At 74.5% G+C, this 18,273-nt stretch carries 20 protein-coding genes and 1 tRNA gene; 12 read left to right on the top strand and 9 right to left on the bottom strand.

Annotated features, from left to right (window positions below; genetic code table 11):
* Positions 1-107: 107 nt before the first annotated feature.
* Together ACQRUO_RS16730 and ACQRUO_RS16725 are read right to left on the bottom strand one after the other, a co-directional pair.
* Positions 108-178: transfer RNA gene (locus ACQRUO_RS16730), tRNA-Cys, on the bottom strand.
* Between the two features lie 134 nt (positions 179-312).
* The gene (locus ACQRUO_RS16725) at positions 313-792 is read right to left on the bottom strand and encodes an RrF2 family transcriptional regulator (RefSeq protein ID WP_428316729.1); all 480 of its coding nucleotides are present in this window, start codon (positions 790-792) and stop codon (positions 313-315) included.
* A gap of 114 nt (positions 793-906) precedes the next feature.
* Between ACQRUO_RS16725 and ACQRUO_RS16720 the strand changes: the two genes are divergently transcribed.
* A complete protein-coding gene (locus ACQRUO_RS16720) occupies positions 907-1,644 on the top strand; it encodes an SDR family oxidoreductase (protein WP_428316716.1) in 738 nt (245 codons plus the stop codon).
* Positions 1,645-1,700: 56 nt separating this feature from the next.
* Here the strand turns inward: ACQRUO_RS16720 and ACQRUO_RS16715 are convergent, their stop codons facing one another.
* Positions 1,701-2,579: a LysR family transcriptional regulator gene (locus ACQRUO_RS16715; protein WP_428316715.1), complete on the bottom strand. Its 879-nt coding sequence runs from the start codon at positions 2,577-2,579 to the stop codon at positions 1,701-1,703.
* A 262-nt stretch (positions 2,580-2,841) separates the two neighbouring features.
* Between ACQRUO_RS16715 and ACQRUO_RS16710 the strand changes: the two genes are divergently transcribed.
* Positions 2,842-3,390, top strand: coding sequence for a DUF6817 domain-containing protein (locus ACQRUO_RS16710; RefSeq protein WP_428316714.1), 549 nt, complete (start codon positions 2,842-2,844; stop codon positions 3,388-3,390).
* Between the two features lie 65 nt (positions 3,391-3,455).
* On the opposite strand, the gene ACQRUO_RS16705 is transcribed toward ACQRUO_RS16710, so the two are convergent.
* Positions 3,456-4,376 (bottom strand): GlxA family transcriptional regulator, encoded by a 921-nt coding sequence (locus ACQRUO_RS16705; RefSeq protein WP_428316713.1) that lies wholly within the window; start codon positions 4,374-4,376, stop codon positions 3,456-3,458.
* Positions 4,377-4,407: 31 nt separating this feature from the next.
* Positions 4,408-5,661, bottom strand: a complete 1,254-nt coding sequence (locus ACQRUO_RS16700; protein ID WP_428316712.1) for an MFS transporter — start codon at positions 5,659-5,661, stop codon at positions 4,408-4,410.
* Positions 5,662-6,022: 361 nt separating this feature from the next.
* Here ACQRUO_RS16700 and ACQRUO_RS16695 point away from each other — a divergent pair, with 361 nt between their 5' ends.
* Positions 6,023-6,220, top strand: coding sequence for a hypothetical protein (locus ACQRUO_RS16695; protein WP_428316711.1), 198 nt, complete (start codon positions 6,023-6,025; stop codon positions 6,218-6,220).
* Positions 6,221-6,292: 72 nt separating this feature from the next.
* Here ACQRUO_RS16695 and ACQRUO_RS16690 read toward each other — a convergent pair whose 3' ends face one another.
* The 3 genes from ACQRUO_RS16690 to ACQRUO_RS16680 all read right to left on the bottom strand — a co-directional run bounded on the left by ACQRUO_RS16690 (position 6,293) and on the right by ACQRUO_RS16680 (position 8,483).
* On the bottom strand, positions 6,293-6,904 hold the full coding sequence (locus ACQRUO_RS16690) for a cysteine hydrolase family protein (protein WP_428316710.1): 612 nt from the start codon (positions 6,902-6,904) through the stop codon (positions 6,293-6,295).
* A gap of 69 nt (positions 6,905-6,973) precedes the next feature.
* On the bottom strand, positions 6,974-7,615 hold the full coding sequence (locus ACQRUO_RS16685; RefSeq protein WP_428316709.1) for a hypothetical protein: 642 nt from the start codon (positions 7,613-7,615) through the stop codon (positions 6,974-6,976).
* Positions 7,616-7,724: 109 nt separating this feature from the next.
* Complete coding sequence (locus tag ACQRUO_RS16680; protein WP_428316708.1) at positions 7,725-8,483, bottom strand: SDR family oxidoreductase; 759 nt, start codon at positions 8,481-8,483, stop codon at positions 7,725-7,727.
* A 273-nt stretch (positions 8,484-8,756) separates the two neighbouring features.
* Here ACQRUO_RS16680 and ACQRUO_RS16675 point away from each other — a divergent pair, with 273 nt between their 5' ends.
* Positions 8,757-9,602 carry a helix-turn-helix transcriptional regulator gene (locus ACQRUO_RS16675; protein WP_428316707.1) on the top strand — a complete coding sequence of 282 codons (846 nt, stop codon included), beginning with the start codon at positions 8,757-8,759 and terminating at the stop codon, positions 9,600-9,602.
* A 72-nt stretch (positions 9,603-9,674) separates the two neighbouring features.
* On the opposite strand, the gene ACQRUO_RS16670 is transcribed toward ACQRUO_RS16675, so the two are convergent.
* Positions 9,675-10,394, bottom strand: a complete 720-nt coding sequence (locus ACQRUO_RS16670) for an SDR family oxidoreductase (RefSeq protein ID WP_428316706.1) — start codon at positions 10,392-10,394, stop codon at positions 9,675-9,677.
* A 312-nt stretch (positions 10,395-10,706) separates the two neighbouring features.
* Between ACQRUO_RS16670 and ACQRUO_RS16665 the strand changes: the two genes are divergently transcribed.
* The 8 genes from ACQRUO_RS16665 to fabD all read left to right on the top strand — a co-directional run bounded on the left by ACQRUO_RS16665 (position 10,707) and on the right by fabD (position 18,200).
* Entirely contained in the window at positions 10,707-11,228 is a 522-nt protein-coding gene (locus tag ACQRUO_RS16665) for an allene oxide cyclase barrel-like domain-containing protein (RefSeq protein ID WP_428316705.1), read from the top strand.
* A 100-nt stretch (positions 11,229-11,328) separates the two neighbouring features.
* The gene (locus ACQRUO_RS16660; RefSeq protein WP_428316704.1) at positions 11,329-12,315 is read left to right on the top strand and encodes a ScbA/BarX family gamma-butyrolactone biosynthesis protein; all 987 of its coding nucleotides are present in this window, start codon (positions 11,329-11,331) and stop codon (positions 12,313-12,315) included.
* A complete protein-coding gene (locus tag ACQRUO_RS16655) occupies positions 12,312-13,064 on the top strand; it encodes an HAD-IA family hydrolase (protein WP_428316703.1) in 753 nt (250 codons plus the stop codon). Before ACQRUO_RS16660 ends, ACQRUO_RS16655 begins: the two co-directional genes overlap by 4 nt.
* Positions 13,061-13,327, top strand: a complete 267-nt coding sequence (locus tag ACQRUO_RS16650) for an acyl carrier protein (protein ID WP_428316702.1) — start codon at positions 13,061-13,063, stop codon at positions 13,325-13,327. The genes ACQRUO_RS16655 and ACQRUO_RS16650 overlap by 4 nt, the downstream gene beginning before the upstream one ends.
* Complete coding sequence (locus tag ACQRUO_RS16645) at positions 13,324-14,577, top strand: beta-ketoacyl-[acyl-carrier-protein] synthase family protein (protein WP_428316701.1); 1,254 nt, start codon at positions 13,324-13,326, stop codon at positions 14,575-14,577. The genes ACQRUO_RS16650 and ACQRUO_RS16645 overlap by 4 nt, the downstream gene beginning before the upstream one ends.
* Positions 14,578-14,701: 124 nt before the next feature.
* Entirely contained in the window at positions 14,702-16,333 is a 1,632-nt protein-coding gene (locus ACQRUO_RS16640; protein WP_428316700.1) for an FAD-dependent monooxygenase, read from the top strand.
* Positions 16,330-17,316, top strand: a complete 987-nt coding sequence (locus ACQRUO_RS16635; RefSeq protein WP_428316699.1) for an aldo/keto reductase — start codon at positions 16,330-16,332, stop codon at positions 17,314-17,316. Before ACQRUO_RS16640 ends, ACQRUO_RS16635 begins: the two co-directional genes overlap by 4 nt.
* Positions 17,313-18,200, top strand: a complete 888-nt coding sequence (gene fabD / locus ACQRUO_RS16630) for an ACP S-malonyltransferase (protein WP_428316698.1) — start codon at positions 17,313-17,315, stop codon at positions 18,198-18,200. Before ACQRUO_RS16635 ends, fabD begins: the two co-directional genes overlap by 4 nt.
* Positions 18,201-18,273: the final 73 nt, after the last annotated feature.

The following is an 18,273-nucleotide window of genomic DNA, read 5'->3' as shown; positions in this document are numbered from 1 at the left end:
TGGTGCTGGAAAAGGGGGGAACAACCGGTGGGTGGGGGGGTGTCTCCCCCCTCTTCCCTCTCCTGTCTCGGGGGGGGGGGGGGCGGCCGGCGCGGCGGCGACGGCGGAGGTGGAGATAGGAGTCGAACCTATGTGCACGGCGTTGCGAGCCGCTGCCTCGCCTCTCGGCCACTCCACCCGGTCCAGCTGCCCGCGGTTGCGGCAACTGCAGCGATCGTGTCCGATCGACCGGACACGCACCAAACCACCGAAGCCCCGATTCACTCCCCCGGCGGCATCCCGACCCCCGGTTCCCCCGAACGGCTCAGCCGATCACGGCGTCCCTTCCCCGCTCAGCCAACCCCGGATGCCGGCCAGTACGCGGGGCCCGTGTTCGGCGTCCACCTGGGCTGCCAGGTCCGCGACGGTGACTGCTACGAGGGCCTGGCGCCAGGCTGCTTCGGCGGCTGCCATGGTGCGGGCGATCGCGCACGGGGTGGTGCAGGCGGCGGGCGGGGCCGCGACCGGGCCGCGTTGGCGGATCTCGGTGCAGACGAAGGCCGGGCCGGGGCCCTCGACGGCCTCGACCACGTCCAGCACGGTGATCGAGGCGGGGTCGCGGGTCAGTGCATAGCCGCCGGACTTGCCCTGGACGGCGTGGATCAGGCCGGCCCGGGAGAGCGCCTGGAGCTGCTTGGCGAGGTAGCTGCCGGAGAGCTCGTGCAGGGCGGCCAGCCGGGCCGCGGGGACCGGCTCGCTGCTGGCGGTCAGCACCACGCAGCAGTGCAGCGCCCACTCCACCCCGGCTGACATCTTCACCGGCTCACCCTAACCCGGCACCGGGTCCCGGACCCTCCTTTACTCGGATACATGATGTCTGAGTATGATCCCGGACAGAAGATGTCCGAGTTTGCGGGAGGGCAAGCCATGAGGATCTCGGTGATCGGCGGAACGGGACGGATCGGCGCGCGGGTGGTGCCCCTGCTCGCGGCGGACGGCCACCAGGTGCGCTCGTGCAGCAGGTCCACCGGCGTGGACCTGCTGACCGGCGCGGGCCTGGCCGAGGCGCTGGCGGACGCCGAGGCGGTGGTCGACCTGACCCAGTCACCGACCGTCGACGAAGCTGCGGCACGGTTCTTCGAGACCGCCACCGGCAACCTGCTCGCAGCCGCCGGGCGGGCCGGCGTGGGCCACGCCGTGCTGCTCTCCATCGTGGGCGTGGACCTGGTGCCCGGCAGCGACTACTACCGGGCCAAGGTGCGCCAGGAGGAGCTGTTCCGGGCCGGGCCGGTCCCGTACTCGGTGCTGCGCGCCACCCAGTTCTTCGAGTTCGTCGAGGAGATCATGGCCTGGACCACCGAGGGCGGCACCGTCCGGCTCCCGGCCACCCCGCTGCAGCCCGTCGCCGCGGACGACGTCGCCCGCGCCGTCGCCGAACTCGCCACCGGCGCCCCGTTGAACGGCACCCTCGACCTCGCCGGCCCCCAGGTGCTGCCGCTGGACGAGCTCGGCCGGCTCGCCCTCGCCGCCCGCGGCGCCGACCGCACGGTCAGCACCGACCCCACCGCCGGCCCGTTCGCCCGCACCCCCGACGGCGCCCTGCTCGCGGGGCCCGGCGCCCGGATCGCGGCCACCCGCTACCGCGACTGGCTGGCCACGGCCTGACCGACGCTGCCTGACCAACGCCGCCTGACCGACGCCGGCGGCAGCAGCCTCCCTGGTCAGGCCTCCGCGTGGCTGCTGACGGAGTCCGCGAACTCCCGGGCGAGCGGGCTCAGCGCGTCCCACTGGCGCACCGCCCAACCGACCGGGAGCGGCGGCAGGGCGGGGATCGGGATCAGCCGCAGGGCCGGCAGGTCGGCCGCCCGCCAGCCGGGGAGGGCCGGCACGACGGCGTGGCCCAGGCCCAGTTCGGCCAGCAGGACGGCGCTGTCCCAGTCCGCCACGCTGGTGGTGGGCCCCTGGAGGTAGCCGAGTTCGCCGTCCAGCCGGGCCCGGGCGATCGAGTTCCCGGGCAGCCGGATCGGGTGGATCGCGGACAGGTCGGCCGGCTCGATCAGGGTCCGCTCGGCCAGCGGGTCCGCCGCGTGCACCGCGAGCACCCAGGGCAGCTCGATCACCGGGCGCTGCTCGATCCCGCGCACCGCGGCGCCGATGGTGACCCAGGCCAGGTCGGCCTCGCCCGCCGCGAGCGCGTCGAAGCAGCTGCGGCTGGACGACTCGGTGCGGAACTCCAGGTTGACGTCCGGGTGTTCGCGCCGGAAGCGGACCACGGCGCCGGTCATGAAGTGCCGCATCGTGGTGGCGCCGGTGGTGATCCGCACCGTGCCGCGGTCACCGGTGCGCAGGTCGCGCAGCTGGCGCAGCGCCAGGTCGAGCTGGCCCAGGCCCTGGACGGCCGCGCGGTGCAGGATCCGGCCGGCCTGGGTGGGCGCCACCCCGCGCGGGCGGCGCTCCAGCAGCGGCAGGCCCAGCTCGGTCTCCAGCCGGCGGACGTGCTGGCTGACCGCCGACTGGGTGCGCGACAACTCGCGCGCCACGGCGCTGAGGTTGCCGCTCTCGCAGGCGGCGACGAAGACGCGGAGATCGTCGAGGGTCACGGGCAGCACGGTAGCGCAGTGGCGAATCGGTGGGCCATAGCTCTGGCTTGGGAGTCTGGAAGGAAACCCGAGGATTGACTTGGATCTCCGCCCGCGGAACGATCGTGTCCGACCCGGACGGTGACCTGTCCGCCACAGCCGGGACAGCGGCGGCGATCCGGGCCCGGACGACGACCGCGGGCGGGCAGGCACCGACGGGTCGTCAACGGCCGCCGGCGGCCCACCGCCACGGCACGCGGCACAGCGTCGGGAGGCGGCGGAGATGACCGGGAGCGAAGCGGACCCGACCGCCGGCGCGGTGGCGCTGCTGCGCTCGCTGGGCGCGGCGCAGCTGACGCACCCCGGCGGCACGCTGCTCGCCCACCTGGTGCGGGTCCGCGACCGGTTGGCCGCCTGGGGCGCCCGCCCCGAACTGCAACTGGCCGGGCTCTGCCACGCCTGCTACGGCACCGACGGCTTCGCCGAGCAGTTGCTGACCCTCGATCGGCGGGCCGAGCTGGCCACGGTGATCGGCCCGGCGGCCGAGCGGCTGGTCTACGCGTACGGCGCCTGCGACCGCACGGTCGGCTACCCCGGACTGCCCTCCCCCACCGGCCGGTACCGCGACCGGTTCACCGGGGTCGAATCCGTGCCGACCCGGCAGCAGCGGCAGGACCTCGCCGAGTTGACGGTCGCCAACGAACTCGACGTGCTCGCCCACAGCGCGGAGCTGCGGGGGCGCTGGGGAGCGGCGCTGAGGCGGCTCTTCACCTCCTTCGACCCGCTGTTGAGCGAGCCGGCCCGACGAGCCGTCAAGGCAGCACTGGCCTGACCGCCGTGCGGGCCGCGCTGACCTGACCACCGTGGGAGCAACCGACCGGCGTCAGCCGCCCGCCGTCAGCCGACCGCTGCCGCCGCCTCGCGAGCCCGCAGCCGGCGCAGCATCCGGGCGTCCTGGAAGCCCACCGCGCGGGCGGCCGCCTCGCCGGTGGTCCCGCCGGCCAGCAGGTGTTCGGCGCGCTCCAGCCGCAGCTCCTGCTGGTAGCGCAGCGGGGTCAGCCCGGTGGCGGCGGTGAACCGGCGGGTCAGGGTGCGCTCGCTGACCCCGACCGCGGCGGCCAGCTCGCCGAGCGCCAGCCGGTCGGTGAAGCGCGCGTCGATCAGGTCCTGGGCCCGGTGCACCGCCTCGACCACGTGCCCCCGGTGCCGGAGCAGCGCGCTGGCCTGCTGCTCGTCGCCGTTGCGCCGGACGTAGACCACCATGGCGCGGGCCACCCGGGCGGCCTCGGCGGGCCCGTGCCGGACCGCGACCAGGTGCAGCGCCAGGTCGATGCCGCTGGCGATGCCGGCCGAGGTGACCACCCGCCCGTCCACCACGTAGAGCACGTCGCGCACCACCTGGGCCCGCGGGTAGCGGCGGGCCAACTGCTCCTGCACCTCGTGGTGGGTGGTGCAGCGCCGCCCGTCCAGCAGCCCGGCCCGGCCGAGCGCGTCCGCACCGCCGCAGATGCTGGCCACCGTGCCGCCCCGGGTGTGGTGGTCGGTCAGCCGGGCCAGGGTCTGCGGGCGCAGCGGACCGGGCGTGCGCAGCGGCGACTGCCAGCCCGGGACCACCACCAGGTCCGCCGCGGTCAGCGCGGGCCAGTCCGGCTCCGCTCGCAGCACGAGGCCCTGCGCGGAGCGCACGCTGTCCGTCTCGGCGACGTAGTGGATCTCGTACGGGTGGCCGAACTCGCCCGCCGAGAAGAAGACCTGCGCCGGGCCGGCGAGGTCCAGCAGGTGCACGTCCGGAGCGAGCAGGAAGACGACCTTGGGCATGGCAGCACCGTACGACGTGGCGGGACGGGGATCAGGCCGGGACCGGCGCCTGCTGCGGCCGGGTGCGCTCCGCCCAGCCGGCCAGCGGCGGGGCCAGCAGGCCGAGCAGGGCGAAGAAGGCGCCGAGCAGCAGCCAGCCGCGCTGGCCCAGGCCCAGGCAGACCGAGGTGAGCAGGGCCGGCGCGACCGCCTGCCCGGTGTCGAAGCCGAGGCCGAGCAGTCCCTGGTACTGACCCTGCGCGTGGTCGGGGGCCAGCCCGAAGCCGAGCGCGAAGCTGGCCGAGGACTGGCACACCTCCCCCAGACTGTGCGCCACCATGGCCGGCAGCACCAGCGCCACCGCCGCCCAGGGCGGCAGGTCGGCGGTCAGCGCCATCAGCGGGCAGCTGACCAGGAAGAGCAGGCCGGCCCGGCGCATCGCCTGCCCGCCCTCGCCCGGTGAGTTCACCCGGGAGCCGATCGGGATCTGGAAGAGCACGCAGCAGGCCGAGTTGAGCGCGGAGACGGCCGCGACCGTCCAGCGCGGCGCCGCGGTGTGCTGGGCCAGCCAGATCGGCAGCAGCAGCGCGGCCACCTGGTACTGCAACCCCATCGCGCCGTCCAGCGCGGCGACCAGCGCGAACGGCCGGTCGCGCAGCGCCACCCAGCGGCCGGTGCGGGTCGGTGCGGGCACCGCCGGGTAGGCCGGCACCCGGAGCAGCAGCAGGCCGCAGCCGACGTAGCTGGCGGCGTTCAGCAGGATCAGCGCGGTGTAGGCGGCCCGGGTGTCGAGTTCCACGGCGGTTGCCGCGCCGAAGGTGCCGAGAACCACGCCGAGGTTGGTGAAGGTGCGCAGCCGGGCCCGGAACGCCGCCGGCCGCTCGCCGCCGACCCGGACGATCAGCGCACCGCGGGCGGCGTTGTTGGCGGAGAGCGCGAGCAGGTCGAGGGTGGCGACCGCGGTGAACTCCACCGTGTTGCGGACGAAGAGGAAGGCCAGCATGCTCGTGGTCTGCGCGGCCAGGGTCAGCAGCACCACCGCGCGCGGGCCGCGCCGGTCGGCCAGCGCGCCGGCCGGCACCCCGGCGACCAGGCCGATCAGCCCGGCGACGGTCAGCCCCAGCCCGAGCCGCCCGGCCGGCAGGTGCACGACCCGGGTGAAGTAGAGCACCGAGGCGGTGTTGAAGAGCCCGTTGCCGACCCGGTTGACGAAACTCGACAGCACCATGGCCCGTTGCGGCCCGCGGGCCGGCAGCGCCCGGAGAAGCGAGCGGACCGGGGGACGCGCGGATATCCGTTCGAACATGGCGGTCAGCGTACTGACCACCCCTCAGCCGGCAGCCACCGCGCCCACCGGACCCGCGCTCCGACCGGGATCGCCACGTGCACCGGGCACGAGCACCGGCCCGAGCGGGCCCACGGGAGGTATTCCAGCCCGGTTCCGGCCTGGTTCCGGCCCGGTTCCGGCCCTGCTCCAGCAGGTCGGAGCGGTTCGGACAGTGGTCGACCGGGTTCCGGCCAAGCTGGCGGAGAGCCGCTGCGCGCCGGGCCGCGGCGGCCCACCCTGGACTGGTTGCGTCCCCCGGCAGGCGGTGGGCGCGGCGCGCCGGTCGCGGGCTCCCCGGCCACGGCCTGACGCCGGACCGACTGTCGACCAGGGGTGGGCCATGATTTCCGTCAGCGCGTCGGTGTTCCTCGCGGCGATCATCCTGGTCCGGCTGCGCCGCCGCACCGAGGCGCGCAGCCGGGCCGACGAGCAACTGACGGTGCTCAGCGGCATCGTGCTCGGCGTGCTGATCGCGGGGACGCCGTGGGGGCGGGCGATCCTGGAGATGGTCGGGGTGCTGACCCACGCGACCCACTGAGATCCACCGAGACCCACTGGGACCCCGGGGAACCCCCCGCCCACGCCCACGCCCGTCGACCGCACGATCCGGTCAGCCGGCCACGGCTTCCTTCTCCAGCTCCGCCACGGTGGCGATCCGGGCGAAGCGGCCGGCCAGCGCGTACTCGGTGCGGGCGATGATCTCCGCGGTGCCCAGCGTCCGGGGGTCGGCGAGGACCTCGGCGAGCGGCCGGCCGGCGGGGGCGTCGCGGTACTCGATCGGGTGGGTGGCGGTCGCGTCGATGACGAAGACCACCGGGTAGCCGAGGTCGGAGCCGACCCGGGTGGTGGTCTCGCAGCACTGCTCGGTGCGGATGCCGCAGACCACCAGCTCCCGCACCCCATGCCGGATGAGCAGCTGCTCCAGGTTGGTGGTGGTGAAGGCGTTGTGCGAGGTCTTGGTCAGGACCGGCTCGCCGGGCTGCGGGTCGAGGCCGTCGATCGGCCGGACGTGGCCGGAGGCGGGGTCGAACGGCGTGTCGCTGCCGGGTTCGGCGTGCAGGATCCAGACCACCAGGTCGCCCTTGGCGCGGGCGACGGTGACCAGGCGGTTCACCTGGCCGACGATCTCCGGCTCGGAGACGGCCGGCCAGTTCGGCAGCTGCCGGAAGGACTCCTGGACATCGATGACGATCAGTGCGCTGCGGTGCTCGGTGGTTGCCATGCACATCATCCTGGCGGCTCGGCGCCGCCGGCCGAAGGCCCGATCAGGCCCGCTTCCGGAACGATCCGGTCAGCGCGGATCTGGCCGGTCCAGGTTCCAGTGCCGGACCACCTGGCTGACCCACCGGTACTCCTCCGCACTCCCCGTGCGGATCAGCGCGAACCGGCTGATGGTCCGCTGCCCGCCCTCGGCGTCGCCGTAGAGCAGGTCGATGTTGATCCGCTCCCCGTTCTTGATCGGCTCCAGCAGTGCGAGGTGGTCGGGGTCCTCGGCGTCGCGCAGCGCGGCCATCCAGAAGCTGGTGTCGCCGGGGGCCACGTAGAGGTCGCGGGCGTGCCGGCGGAAGTCGGCCGGGTCGGGGTGGGTGGGGTCCCGGTAGGTGTGCACCGGGGTGAACCGCCAGCCGTGGATCACGGCGAGGCCCGGGCCGACGTTGCGGATCGAGGCGGCGAGGTAGAGGTTGCCCTCACTGTGGCCGAGGTAGCCCGCGCTGCCGGCGAGGTGGGCCCGGTGGCCGTCCTGCCAGATCAGCTTCTGGTGCGGCGCCTCCTGCCGCGAGTTGATCAGCAGTGGCCGCAGCGAGGCCAGCACCGCCCGCTCGGCCGACTGCGCGGCGCGGTCGGCCGAGCGGATCGAGGCGAACGAGGCGCCGGCCAGCACCAGGGTGCCGCCGGCGGTGGCCAGCGCCGAGATCACGTCCCAGTCAGCCACTCGTCACCGCCGACTCCTCTGATGATCCGACCGCAGGCTCCGCGCACATGGCGGGTAGCCTAGGGCACCGCCGCGCCGCCTCGAACAGGCGTCCGAGGAGCGGACTCCGTCAGAACATCGCCCCGTTGGCGCGCACGGTCTGCCCCGAGACCCAGCCGGCCTCCTCGCCGACCAGCCAGCCGACCACCGGCGCGATGTCCTCCGGTCGGCCGAGCCGGCCGCGCGGGCTGTGGTCGGCGGCCGCGGCCATGGACTCCGGGGTCTCGGCAGCCCGGTAGAAGGAGTCGTCGATCGGGCCGGGCGCCACCGCGTTGACCGTGATCCCGCGGGCGCCGAGCTCCTTGGCCGCCGCCAGCACCATCCGCTCCACCGCCGCCTTGCTGCCCGAGTAGAGGCCGTAACTGCCGGTCATCACCGAGGTCAGGGTGGTGGAGAGGATCACGTACCGGCCGTTGTCGGCCAGGTGGCGGGCGGCGGCGCGCAGCGAGAGGAAGGCGCTGCGGGTGTTCAGGTCGATCATGCGGTCGAAGTCCGCGTCGGTGGTCTCGGCGATCGGCTTCTTCAGCACCATCCCGGGGGTGTGCACCACGATGTCCAGCCGGCCGTGCCGGGCCACCACACCGGTGAACAGCTCCTCGACCTCGGCCGAGACGGCCGCGTCGGAGCGGACCGCCTCCGCCGTGACCTCGTGCTTGCGCAGCGCCTGGACGGTCTGCTCGGCGGCCGCGGCGTCGTTGGCGTAGCTGATCACCACGGTGGCGCCGCGGGCGGCGAGCAGCTCGGCGAAGGCCGCGCCCTGGTTGCGGCTGCCGCCGAGCACCAGCGCGGTCCGGCCGGCGAGGTCGCGGGGCCGGGTTGTCTCGGACATGACTGTTCCCCCTGTGGTCTGTGGTGTCTGCGGCGCTCTGCCGTGCGCACAGCTCCGGTACGCGCCGTGGCACGCGGCCCAGTTGACGAACTGATGATTAGTCAGCCAGGCGCGGCACAGCATAACCGGCGATCCGCGCGGCACAACCCCCGGTCGGCGATCCCGGCCGCACCGCGCACCCGGTGCCCGGCACCCGGCTTCGGGTAGCCTGGCGGGGACTCAACACGACCCCGGTGCAGCTCAGCCGGGGGACAGCGGACGGGGGCGCGAGTCATGGAGACGACCGAACAACGACGGGAACTCGCGGCCTTCCTGCGCAGCCGCCGGGCCAGGATCAGCCCCGAGGCGGCCGGGGTGGCCTACCCGACCGGGCGGCGCCGCACCCCGGGGCTGCGCCGCGAGGAGCTGGCGGCGCTGGCCGGGGTCAGTGCCAGCTGGTACACCTGGCTGGAGCAGGGGCGCCGGATCAAGGTCTCGCGCCAGGTGCTGGGCAGCCTGGCCCAGGTGCTCAAGCTGGACGACGTCGAGACGCAGCACCTGTTCCGGCTGGCCGGCGAGGTGCCGCCGACCGGGTCCCGGCCGGCCGGGCGGGAGGAGATCTCCGCCCAGTACCTGGCCTTCCTGGACCAGTTGGACCCGCTGCCGGCCTGCATCACCAACCACCGCTTCGACGTGCTGGCCTGGAACGCGGGCTACTGCGCGCTGCTGCCGGGCTTCGCCGAGCTGGCGCCGGACCGCCGCAACAACCTGCTGATCACCTTCGACGCCGGCTTCCGCGGCCTGTACCCGGACTGGGCGCAGGCCGCCGAGCAGGTCGTGGCGCTGTTCCGCGGGCAGTCGGCCGACCAGCTGGCCCGCCCGGAGTACGCCGAGCTGGTCGAGCGACTGGCCGCGGAGAGCGAGGAGTTCCGCGCGCTGTGGGAGCGGATGGACCTGGTGACGGCCGGGCCGTCCTCGCACCGGTTCCGGCACCCGGTCCTCGGCTCGCTCGAACTCGGCTACGTCAAGCTGCGGTTGGCCGACGCCGACGCCACCCTGATCGCCTACCAGCCGCTGGGGGACGACCGGGTGACCGAGCGGTTCGGCGAGTTGGTGGCCGCCGCCCGGCAGCGGCCGTGACCGACTGCGGCGGCCGGGGCCGGTGAGGCCGCCCCGGCCGCGGTAAGCGGTCAGCGGCAGTAGCCGCCGCCGTCAGAGGCTGCTGCCGCCGTCCACGAAGCTCAGCGCGCCGGTGGTGAAGGTGTTCTCCAGCAGCTGCAGCACGCTCTGCGCGACGTCGTCCGGCGTGCCGATCCGGCCGAGCGGGGTGTTGGCGGCGGTCTGCGCGAACAGGCCGGCCTTGGCCTCGGCCGGCACGAAGTCCCACAGCGGGGTGTCGATCAGGCCGGCCACCACCACGTTGACCCGGACCGGCGCCAACTCGACGGCCAGCGAGCGCCCGAGGCCACCGATGCCGGTGTTGGCGGCGGCCGTGGCGCTCAGGTCCGCGTAGGGCTTGAAACCCCCGCTGCCGGCGAGCAGCACGATCGAGCCGGTCGGCGCCAGCTTGCGGCCGGCGTGCCGGACGCAGAGCAGCTGGCCGATGATCTTGGTCTCCAACGAGCGGCGGACCGCCTCCAGCGGCACCTCGTAGACCGAGCCGGGCGCCATGTCGCCTGGGCAGATCACCAGGTGGTCGATGGTGTCGAGGTCCGCGAAGAAGGCGCGCACGCTCTCCTCGTCGGTGACGTCGACGACGCCGGTGGTGATGCCGGCGATCTCCTTGGCCGTGTCGGCGAGCTTCTCCTCGGAGCGCGAGCCGACCACGACCCGGGCGCCGGCCTCGGCGGCCTGGCGGGCCACCGCCCGGCCGATGCCGGAGCTGCCACCGACAACGACGACGCGGGTGTCGGACAGGGTGCTTGAAGCCATGGGTCATCTCCTGGATCGGGTGCTGCCGAGATCGTCGGGTTCGGCCCTGGGCAGCAGTGCCGGACCCGCTCGCAGATGACGATCGCAGCTGGGCGAAGCGGTAGGCAGACCCGGTTTTATCCTAGGTAGTTCACCACCAGGCAAGCCGCTCACCTGCGAAGACGCCTGCAAGTGGGCCAGAAGCCGGGTTTAAGACGGACCCTCCACGATGCTTCTGTCCGTGCCGCTCCGGAACCGCCGGAGCGACCCCGGCCTGTCCGACGGGGATCGTCGACCAGGTCCCGGCGCACGGTCCTCACGAGAAGGACGACGATGCGAACTCTCCCGGGCAAGCGTGCACTCGGCGTGACGGCGGCCCTCGGCCTGGCCCTGGCCGCGGCGGTGGTGGCCGCCCCGGCCGACGCCGACGGCAGCAGCACCGGCACCACCGCCTCCACCGGCTGTGTGGCGCTGGACCAACTCACCTCCCAGCAGGTGACGTTCGACTACCACGACCTGCCGCCGGCCGGTACCAGCGTCGGCGACTACGCGACCTTCCACGACAACGTGCTGGACGCCAACGGCGCCGTGATCGGCACCCGGGACGGCACGGCGACCATCGCCTGGGCCGACCCGAGCACCGGCCACCTGATCGCGGTCTACGACGCCACCTTCACCTTCGGCGACGGCAGCGTGGAGTCGGCCGGCACCATCGACACGGTGGCCGCCAACAGCGGCACCCCGACCACGATCTCCGGCTTCGGCCTGAGCGGGCGCTACCTGGGCCTGACCGGCACCGTGACCAACCAGAAGACCTCCCCGACCGTGGACTCCGTGCACGTCGACCTCTGCTGACGACCGGCTCACCGCACCCGCGGACCGGCTCACCGCACCCGCGGTACCCCGGGCGGAGCCGCCCCGGCACCCATCCGGCTCCGCCCGCCCCCTCCCCAGCATGGCCCCCAGCAGAAAGGCCGCCGTGCCGCCCATGACGAGCGACATCTCCTTCCGACGGACCGTCGACCGCGCCCTCGTGCACCGCTACGCGGTCAGCGAGGTGTTCATCACGGACCTGGTCGAGGCCGGGCCGGACCGCGCCCTGATCGGCGCCCAACTCCCCCTGTCCCACTCCTACTTCCTCGACTCGTCGGACGACCGCTCCGGCTACGGGGCGACCCTGCTGACCGAGTGCGCCCGGCAGGCCTGCACCTACCTCGCGCACACCCGGTACGACGTGCCGCTCGGCTGGAGCTTCCTGATGTCCGAGATGTCGGTGCAGCTCACCGGCGACCACGCGCTGCGGGTGAGCGACCGGCCGGCCGAACTGACCATGGCCGCGCAGACCCGGACCGAGCTGCGGGACGGACGCCTGCGCACCCTGTGGGCGGACCTCGAACTGCTGGTCGACGGCGCCCCCGCCGGCCGGATCACCGGCGAGGGCCGCTACCTGACCCGCGAGGAGTACGAGTTCCTGCGGCTGGGCCCGCGCACCGGCGCGGTGCCGCTCTCCTCCGCGCTCCCGGTCCGGCCCGAGGGCGTCCCGGTGCCGCCCGCCCTGGTCGGGCGCCGCGACCCGCGCAACGTGCTGCTGGTGGACGCCCGCCGGATCGGCCACGCGCTGGAGGCCCGGCTCGGCGTGCCCGGCAACCACCCGACCATCTTCGACCACCCGCTGGACCACTACCCCGGGATGGCGCTGATCGAGGCCGCCGGGCAGGCGGCCCTGCTCGCGCTCGCCCTGGAGCACCCGGGCGGCGGCTGGGACACCGTGCTGGACCTGCGGGCCACCTTCAGCCGGTTCGCCGAACTGGACGCCGACATCTCGGTGCGGGCCCGAGCCGAGCAGCAGGCGGACGGCTCGGCGAGCGCCGCGGTCGGCTTCCGGCAGGGCGGCGAGACGCTGGCCGAGTTCCGGCTCCTGGTCGCGAGGTCCGGCTCGTGACCGGCGCCACCGACCCGGCGCACCGGCTCGCGGTCTGGAGCGACTTCGGCGGCGTGCTGACGCCCTCGGCCGCCGAGTCCACCCGGGCGTTCGGCGAGCGGATCGGGGTGCGCCCCGAGGTGCTGCGCCGGGCGGTCGGCACGGTCACCGCGCGCTACGGGGTGAGCGATCCGATGGAGCCGCTCGACACCCCGCTGGTCGACGAGGCCACGTGGACCCGCCAGTTGGAGCAGGTGCTCGCCGAGGAGCACGGCCTGCCGGTGCGGATCGGGGACTTCGGCAGCCACTGGTTCGCCGACCGCGCGGTCAACGAGCCCTGGCTGGCCGCCCTGCGCGGCCTGCGGTCCCGCGGCGTCTTCGTCGGCCTGCTCTCCAACATGGTGCCCAGCTGGGAGCGACACTGGCGGGCGATGGTGCCGGCCGAGGAGCTCTTCGACCAGGTGGTGGTCTCCCACCAGGTGGGCTGCCGCAAGCCGGACCGCCGGATCTTCGAACTGGCCGCCTCGCTCGCCGGGCGGCCGCCGGAGCACTGCGTCCTGGTCGACGACCTGGCCGCGAACTGTGCCGGAGCCCGGGCCGCGGGCTGGCACGCGATCGAGTTCAGCGACGCCGGCAGTGCGCTCGACCGGCTCACCACCTGGCTCGACCAACCAGGGCCGGCGGGCGCCGCGAGCACCCCCGTCCCCCACGCATCAGCCACCCCGTCCCTCACCACCGCCGTCCACACGGCCGGAAGGAATCCGTCATGAGTGACCGCACCGACACCCCCGAGCAGTTCGTCCTCGAGGTGCTGGCCGACAAGTTCGGCGTGCCGCAGGAGCAGCTGGCGCCGGACGCCACCCTGAAGAGCCTGGGCCTGGACTCGCTGGGCGGCGTCGAGCTCAGCCTGGCGATCAAGAAGCGTTACGGCGTGGCCTTCGTGGCCGGCGAGCTCCGGGTGGACTTCACCGTCGCCGACATCGCGCAGCTGACCACCGAGAAGCTGGCCGCGGCCGCGGGCGGCGCCGCGTGAACCGCCCCCGCCCGAGCAAGCGGCTGGCCTTCGCCGACGTGGTGGTGACCGGCCTGGGCGCCGTATCGGCCGCCGGCGCCGGCGTGGCCCGGAACTGGGCGGCGGTGCTGGCCGGGGTCTCGCTCGCGCAGCGGGACCCGGCGCTCGCCGACGTCCCGTCCGACCTGACCTGCCGACTGCCGGACTCCGTCGACCTGGCGGCCGAGATCGGCGCGCAGGAGATGCGCCGCACCGACCGCACCACCCAGCTCGGGGTGCTGGCGGCCCGTGAGGCGGTGGCCGACGCCGGCTTGGACCCCCGGCTCTGGGACGGCGCCCGGGTCGGGATCGTGATGGGCACCTCCTCCGGCGGCGCCACCTCCTACGAGGAGGAGTACTTCCGCTACGCCGAGGACGGTCCCGAGTGGATCTCCCCGCTGTTCGGCATCAGCGCGCCGATGGGCCTGCTGGCCGGCTACCTGGCCATGGTGCTCGGCTCGTTCGGGCCCAACATGGTGGTGACCACGGCCTGCGCGGCCGGGCCCACCGCGATCGGCACCGGCCGCCAGCTGCTGCGCGCGGACATGTGCGACATCGTGCTGGTCGGCGGCGCCGAGGCCCCGCTGACCCGGATGTCGCTCGGCAGCCTCTACCAGATGGGCGCGATGTCCACCCGGCTGGACGCCCCCGAGCGGGCCTGCCGCCCCTTCGACGCGGCCCGGGACGGCATGGTGCCCGCCGAGGGCGCGGCCGTGCTGGTGCTGGAGCGGGCCGCCGACTGCGTGGCCCGCGGCGGCCGGGCCCGGGCGCTGGTGGCCGGCTACGGCGCCTCGGCCGACGGCTTCCACCTGTCCGCGCCGGACCCCGCCGGGACCGGCGCGGAGCGGGCGATCCGGATGGCGCTGGCCGACGCCGACCTCACCACCGGCGACATCCAGCACGTCAACGCGCACGGCTCGTCGACCCCGCTGAACGACCTGACCGAGGGCCGGCTGATCTCCCGGCTCTACGAGTCGGGTCCGGCGGTCACCTCGACCAAGGGCGTGCTCGGCCACGCGCTCGGCGCGGCCGGGGCGCTGGAGGCCGTGCACACCGTGCTCGCGCTGGAGCAGGGCCTGGTGCCGCCGACCGCCAACCTGGACGAACTCGACAAGGAACTGGACATCGACGTGGTCGCCGGGCGCCCGCGCGAGCTGCCGCTGCAGGCGGCGATGACCCACTCCTTCGGCTTCGGCGGCCAGAACGCCGTGGTCGCCTTCACCCGCGTCTGACCCCCGCCCGGGCCGTTGCCGCCCGGTGCCCCGCAGATCCGTCCGACATCCCCGGCCGCGCCCCGCGCCGGCCACCGCCCGGTTCGCCGCCCTCCGGCGAACCGGCCCGATCCCGAGGTGAGTTGTGGCAGAAGAGACCGAAGTCCTGGTAGTGGGCGCCGGCCCGACCGGCCTGACCCTGGCCGCCGGCCTGCTGCTGCGCGGCATCCGGGTCCGGGTGATCGACCAGGCGGAGCGCGCCGATCCGCACTCGAAGGCGGTCATCCTGTGGCCGCGGGCCCTGGAGGCGATGGCCGCACTCGGCGTCGGCGAGGAGGTGTTCGAGCGCGGCGTGAAGGTGGTGGCGTCCAGCTACTACACCGGCGACCAGCTGCTCGGCCGGCTGGCGATGCGCCCGCTGACCGGCACCCGGTTCCCGATGGCGGTGTCGCTGCCGCAGAACAGCACCGAGCGGCTGCTCCGCGAGGCCGTCGAACGCCTCGGCGGGACGGTCGAGTTCGACGCGAAGCTGACCGGCCTGACCCAGGACGAGGACGGCGCGGTGGCCACCCTCGCGGACGGCCGGACCATCCGGGCCGCCTGGGTGGCGGGCTGCGACGGCGCGCACAGCACGGTCCGCGAGCAGACCGGCGTCGCCTTCGAGGGCGGCACCTACCCGCAGACCTTCGTACTGGTGGACGGCGAGTACGACACCGACTACGTGCACAACGAGTCGTACTACGTCCTGCACAAGGCCGGCGTCATCGTGGTGCTGGGCCTGCCCGACGGGCTGTACCGGGTGTTCTGCAGCGTGCCGCCGGGCCGCAACGTCGAGGACGCCGAGGCGACGGTGCGCGAGATGGTGGCCGAGCACTCGCCGCGCAAGCTGGAGCAGGTGCGCTCGACCGGCAGCGGGATCTTCCGGGTGCACCGCAAGCAGGCCCAGCAGCTGCGGATCGGCCGGGTGCTGCTGGCCGGCGACGCCGCCCACATCCACAGCCCGGCCGGCGGCCTCGGCCTCAACACCGGGGTCGAGGACGCCCACTCGCTGGCCTGGCGGCTCGCCGGGATCCTGCGCGGCACCGCCACCGAGGCCGAGCTGGACGACTGGGAGACCGAGCGGCTGCACGTCGCCAAGCAGGTCATCGCCGACACCGACCGGCAGACCCAGATGTGGATGCTGCAGGGCTGGCAGCGCACCGCCCGGGACGTGGCGATCGACGTGGGCCTGCGCAGCGGTCTGATCGAGCGCTTCCTGCCGCGCCGGATGTCGCAGCTCGACCTGGTGCTGCCGGCCCGGGACGCGGCCCTCGGCCGGCCGCGGCTCGCCCTGCCGGGCGCCGGGCCGCTGCGCCCCGGCGCCCGGATCCCCGACGTGCCGCTGGACGGCGAGCGCCACCTGCACGACCTGTTCACCGCCGGCGGGCACCTGCTGCTGGTGGTCAGTGCCGACCCGGCGCCGCTGGTGGCCGCGCTCGGGCTGACCGAGCGGCCCGATCCGCGCACCCTGCAGCTGGTGGTGCTCTCCGACCGCCCCGACTACCAGGGCAAGGTCGGCGAGCTGGTCCGCGACCGGACCGGGCTGCTGAAGCAAGCGTTGCGGGTGCCGCCGGAGGCCGTCTGCCTGATCCGCCCGGACGGCGTGATCGCCACCATGACCACCCCCGGCGACCCGGTGGGCCGCAGCCGGCTGCGGGCCCGGCTGGCCACCCTGGTCCCCGCCACCGCCAAGGCCGCACTCGCGCGCCGCAACGCACCGGAGAGGAAGGGCCGATGACCGCGCACGCACTGCCCCGCGTCACCCTCGGCCAGGGCCTGGAGGTCTCCGCCCTGGGCCTGGGCACCATGGGAATGGCCGAGTTCTACGGCCCCTCGGACGAGCGCGAGTCGGTGCTGACGATCCGTCAGGCGATCGAGTCGGGCGTCGACTTCATCGACACCGCGTACATGTACGGCGGCGGCCGCAGCGAGGCGATCGTCGGCCGGGCCCTGGCGGAGGTGGATCGCGACCGGGTGGTGCTCGCCACCAAGTGCGGGCTGATCCGCACCGCCGACAACGTCAGGATCGACGGGCGGCCCGAGCACATCCGCCGGGCCATCGACGAGAGCCTGGCCCGCCTCGGCACCGACCACGTCGACCTGTACTACCTGCACCGGGTCGACCCCGAGGTGCCGGTGGAGGAGTCGATCGGTGCGATGGCCGAGCAGGTGACGGCCGGCAAGGTGCGCCTGCTGGGCATCTCCGAGGCCAACGCGCAGACCCTGCGCCGGGCGCACGCCACCCACCCGATGGCCGCGCTGCAGTCCGAGTACTCGCTCTGCACCCGCGAGCCCGAGCGGGAACTGCTGCCGGCCTGCCGGGAGCTGGGCATCGGCTTCGTGGCCTGGGGCCCGCTCGGGCGCGGCCTGCTGACCGGCACCGTGCGGCGGGCCGAGTTCGGCGCCGACGACGTGCGCAGCATCCTGCCCAGGTTCGGCGCCGACAGCCTGGCCGCCAACCTCGCCCTGGTCGACCGGGTCGCCGAGCTGGCCCGGGAACTCGACTGCACCCCGGCCCAGTTGGCGCTCGCCTTCGACATCGCCCGCGGGACGGTGCCGATCCAGGGCGCGATGGACCGCGCGCAGCTCGCCGAGAACCTGCGGGCCGCCGAACTGACCCTGGACGCCGAGGTGCTGGCCCGGCTGGACGCGATCGTGCCGGTCGGCGCCTTCGACGGCGCCCGCTTCCACGCCCCGATGCTCGCCGCGGTGGAGAAGTGAGCACCCGGCCGAAGGTCTTCGGCTTCCCCGGCCAGGGCGCCCAGGCCGCCGGCATGGGCGCGGAGCTCTTCGACCGGTTCCCGGCCCTGACCGCCGAGGCCGACGCGCTGCTCGGCTACTCGATCGCGGCGCTCTGCCGGGACAACCCGGACGGTGCGCTGCTGCGCACCGAGTACGCCCAGCCCGCGCTGTACACGGTGGAGGCGCTGGCGCTGCTCGCCCACCGCGAGCAGGACCCGGTGCCGGCCGACTACCTGGCCGGCCACAGCCTGGGCGAGTACACCGCGCTCTTCGCGGCCGGGGTCTTCGACTTCGGCACCGGGCTGCGCCTGGTGCAGCGCCGCGGCGAGCTGATGGGCCGGGCCGGCGGGGGTTCGATGGCCGCGGTGCTGGGGCTGGAGCTGCCCGCGGTGCGGGAGCTGCTGGACCGCTTCGGGCTGACCGAGCTGGACGTCGCGCTGCACAACGCGCCCGGGCAGATCGCCCTGGCCGGGCCGGTCGCCGAGATCGACCGGCTGGTCGAGGCGGCCGCCGAGGCCGAGGTGCGGTGCATCCGGCTCAACGTCAGCGGGCCCTTCCACTCCCGCCACATGCGGGCGGCGGCCGAGGAGTTCGCGGACTTCCTGGCCGGCTTCGAGCTCGCCGAACCGCGGGTGCCGGTGCTCGCCAACGCCACCGCGCGCCCGCACCGGGCCGGGGAGGTGGCCGACGCGCTGGTGCGCCAGATCACCCAGCCGGTGCTCTGGGAGCAGAGCGTGCGCCACCTGATCGAGCTCGCCGCGCCCGCGGACGGCTTCGACTTCGTCGAACTCGGCCCCGGGCGCACCCTGACCGGCATGGTCGACCGGATCCGCCGGGCCGCCGTCCCCGCCCGGGCCGCCTGACCGGGCCCCGCACCGGGTCGCCTGACAGGCCCCCGCACCGGGCCTGTTGACGACAGGCCCCACCAGCCCCACG

This window comes from Kitasatospora sp. LaBMicrA B282 (assembly GCF_050325825.1).
In the GTDB taxonomy this organism is placed as follows: Bacteria; Actinomycetota; Actinomycetes; order Streptomycetales; family Streptomycetaceae; genus Kitasatospora.
The sequence above is the reverse complement of the archived record's forward strand: the minus strand, read 5'-3'. Positions and strand labels throughout refer to the sequence as shown.

Bases quoted from the DNA above. Each gene is read 5' to 3' on its own strand.
- ACQRUO_RS16725 (WP_428316729.1), bottom strand. From the start codon at position 792: ATGTCAGCCGGGGTGGAGTGGGCGCTGCACTGCTGCGTGGTGCTGACC.
- ACQRUO_RS16720 (WP_428316716.1), top strand. From the start codon at position 907: ATGAGGATCTCGGTGATCGGCGGAACGGGACGGATCGGCGCGCGGGTG.
- ACQRUO_RS16710 (WP_428316714.1), top strand. From the start codon at position 2,842: ATGACCGGGAGCGAAGCGGACCCGACCGCCGGCGCGGTGGCGCTGCTG.
- ACQRUO_RS16705 (WP_428316713.1), bottom strand. From the start codon at position 4,376: ATGCCCAAGGTCGTCTTCCTGCTCGCTCCGGACGTGCACCTGCTGGAC.
- ACQRUO_RS16700 (WP_428316712.1), bottom strand. From the start codon at position 5,661: ATGTTCGAACGGATATCCGCGCGTCCCCCGGTCCGCTCGCTTCTCCGG.
- ACQRUO_RS16695 (WP_428316711.1), top strand. From the start codon at position 6,023: ATGATTTCCGTCAGCGCGTCGGTGTTCCTCGCGGCGATCATCCTGGTC.
- ACQRUO_RS16690 (WP_428316710.1), bottom strand. From the start codon at position 6,904: ATGGCAACCACCGAGCACCGCAGCGCACTGATCGTCATCGATGTCCAG.
- ACQRUO_RS16680 (WP_428316708.1), bottom strand. From the start codon at position 8,483: ATGTCCGAGACAACCCGGCCCCGCGACCTCGCCGGCCGGACCGCGCTG.
- ACQRUO_RS16675 (WP_428316707.1), top strand. From the start codon at position 8,757: ATGGAGACGACCGAACAACGACGGGAACTCGCGGCCTTCCTGCGCAGC.
- ACQRUO_RS16670 (WP_428316706.1), bottom strand. From the start codon at position 10,394: ATGGCTTCAAGCACCCTGTCCGACACCCGCGTCGTCGTTGTCGGTGGC.
- ACQRUO_RS16665 (WP_428316705.1), top strand. From the start codon at position 10,707: ATGCGAACTCTCCCGGGCAAGCGTGCACTCGGCGTGACGGCGGCCCTC.
- ACQRUO_RS16660 (WP_428316704.1), top strand. From the start codon at position 11,329: ATGGCCCCCAGCAGAAAGGCCGCCGTGCCGCCCATGACGAGCGACATC.
- ACQRUO_RS16650 (WP_428316702.1), top strand. From the start codon at position 13,061: ATGAGTGACCGCACCGACACCCCCGAGCAGTTCGTCCTCGAGGTGCTG.
- ACQRUO_RS16635 (WP_428316699.1), top strand. From the start codon at position 16,330: ATGACCGCGCACGCACTGCCCCGCGTCACCCTCGGCCAGGGCCTGGAG.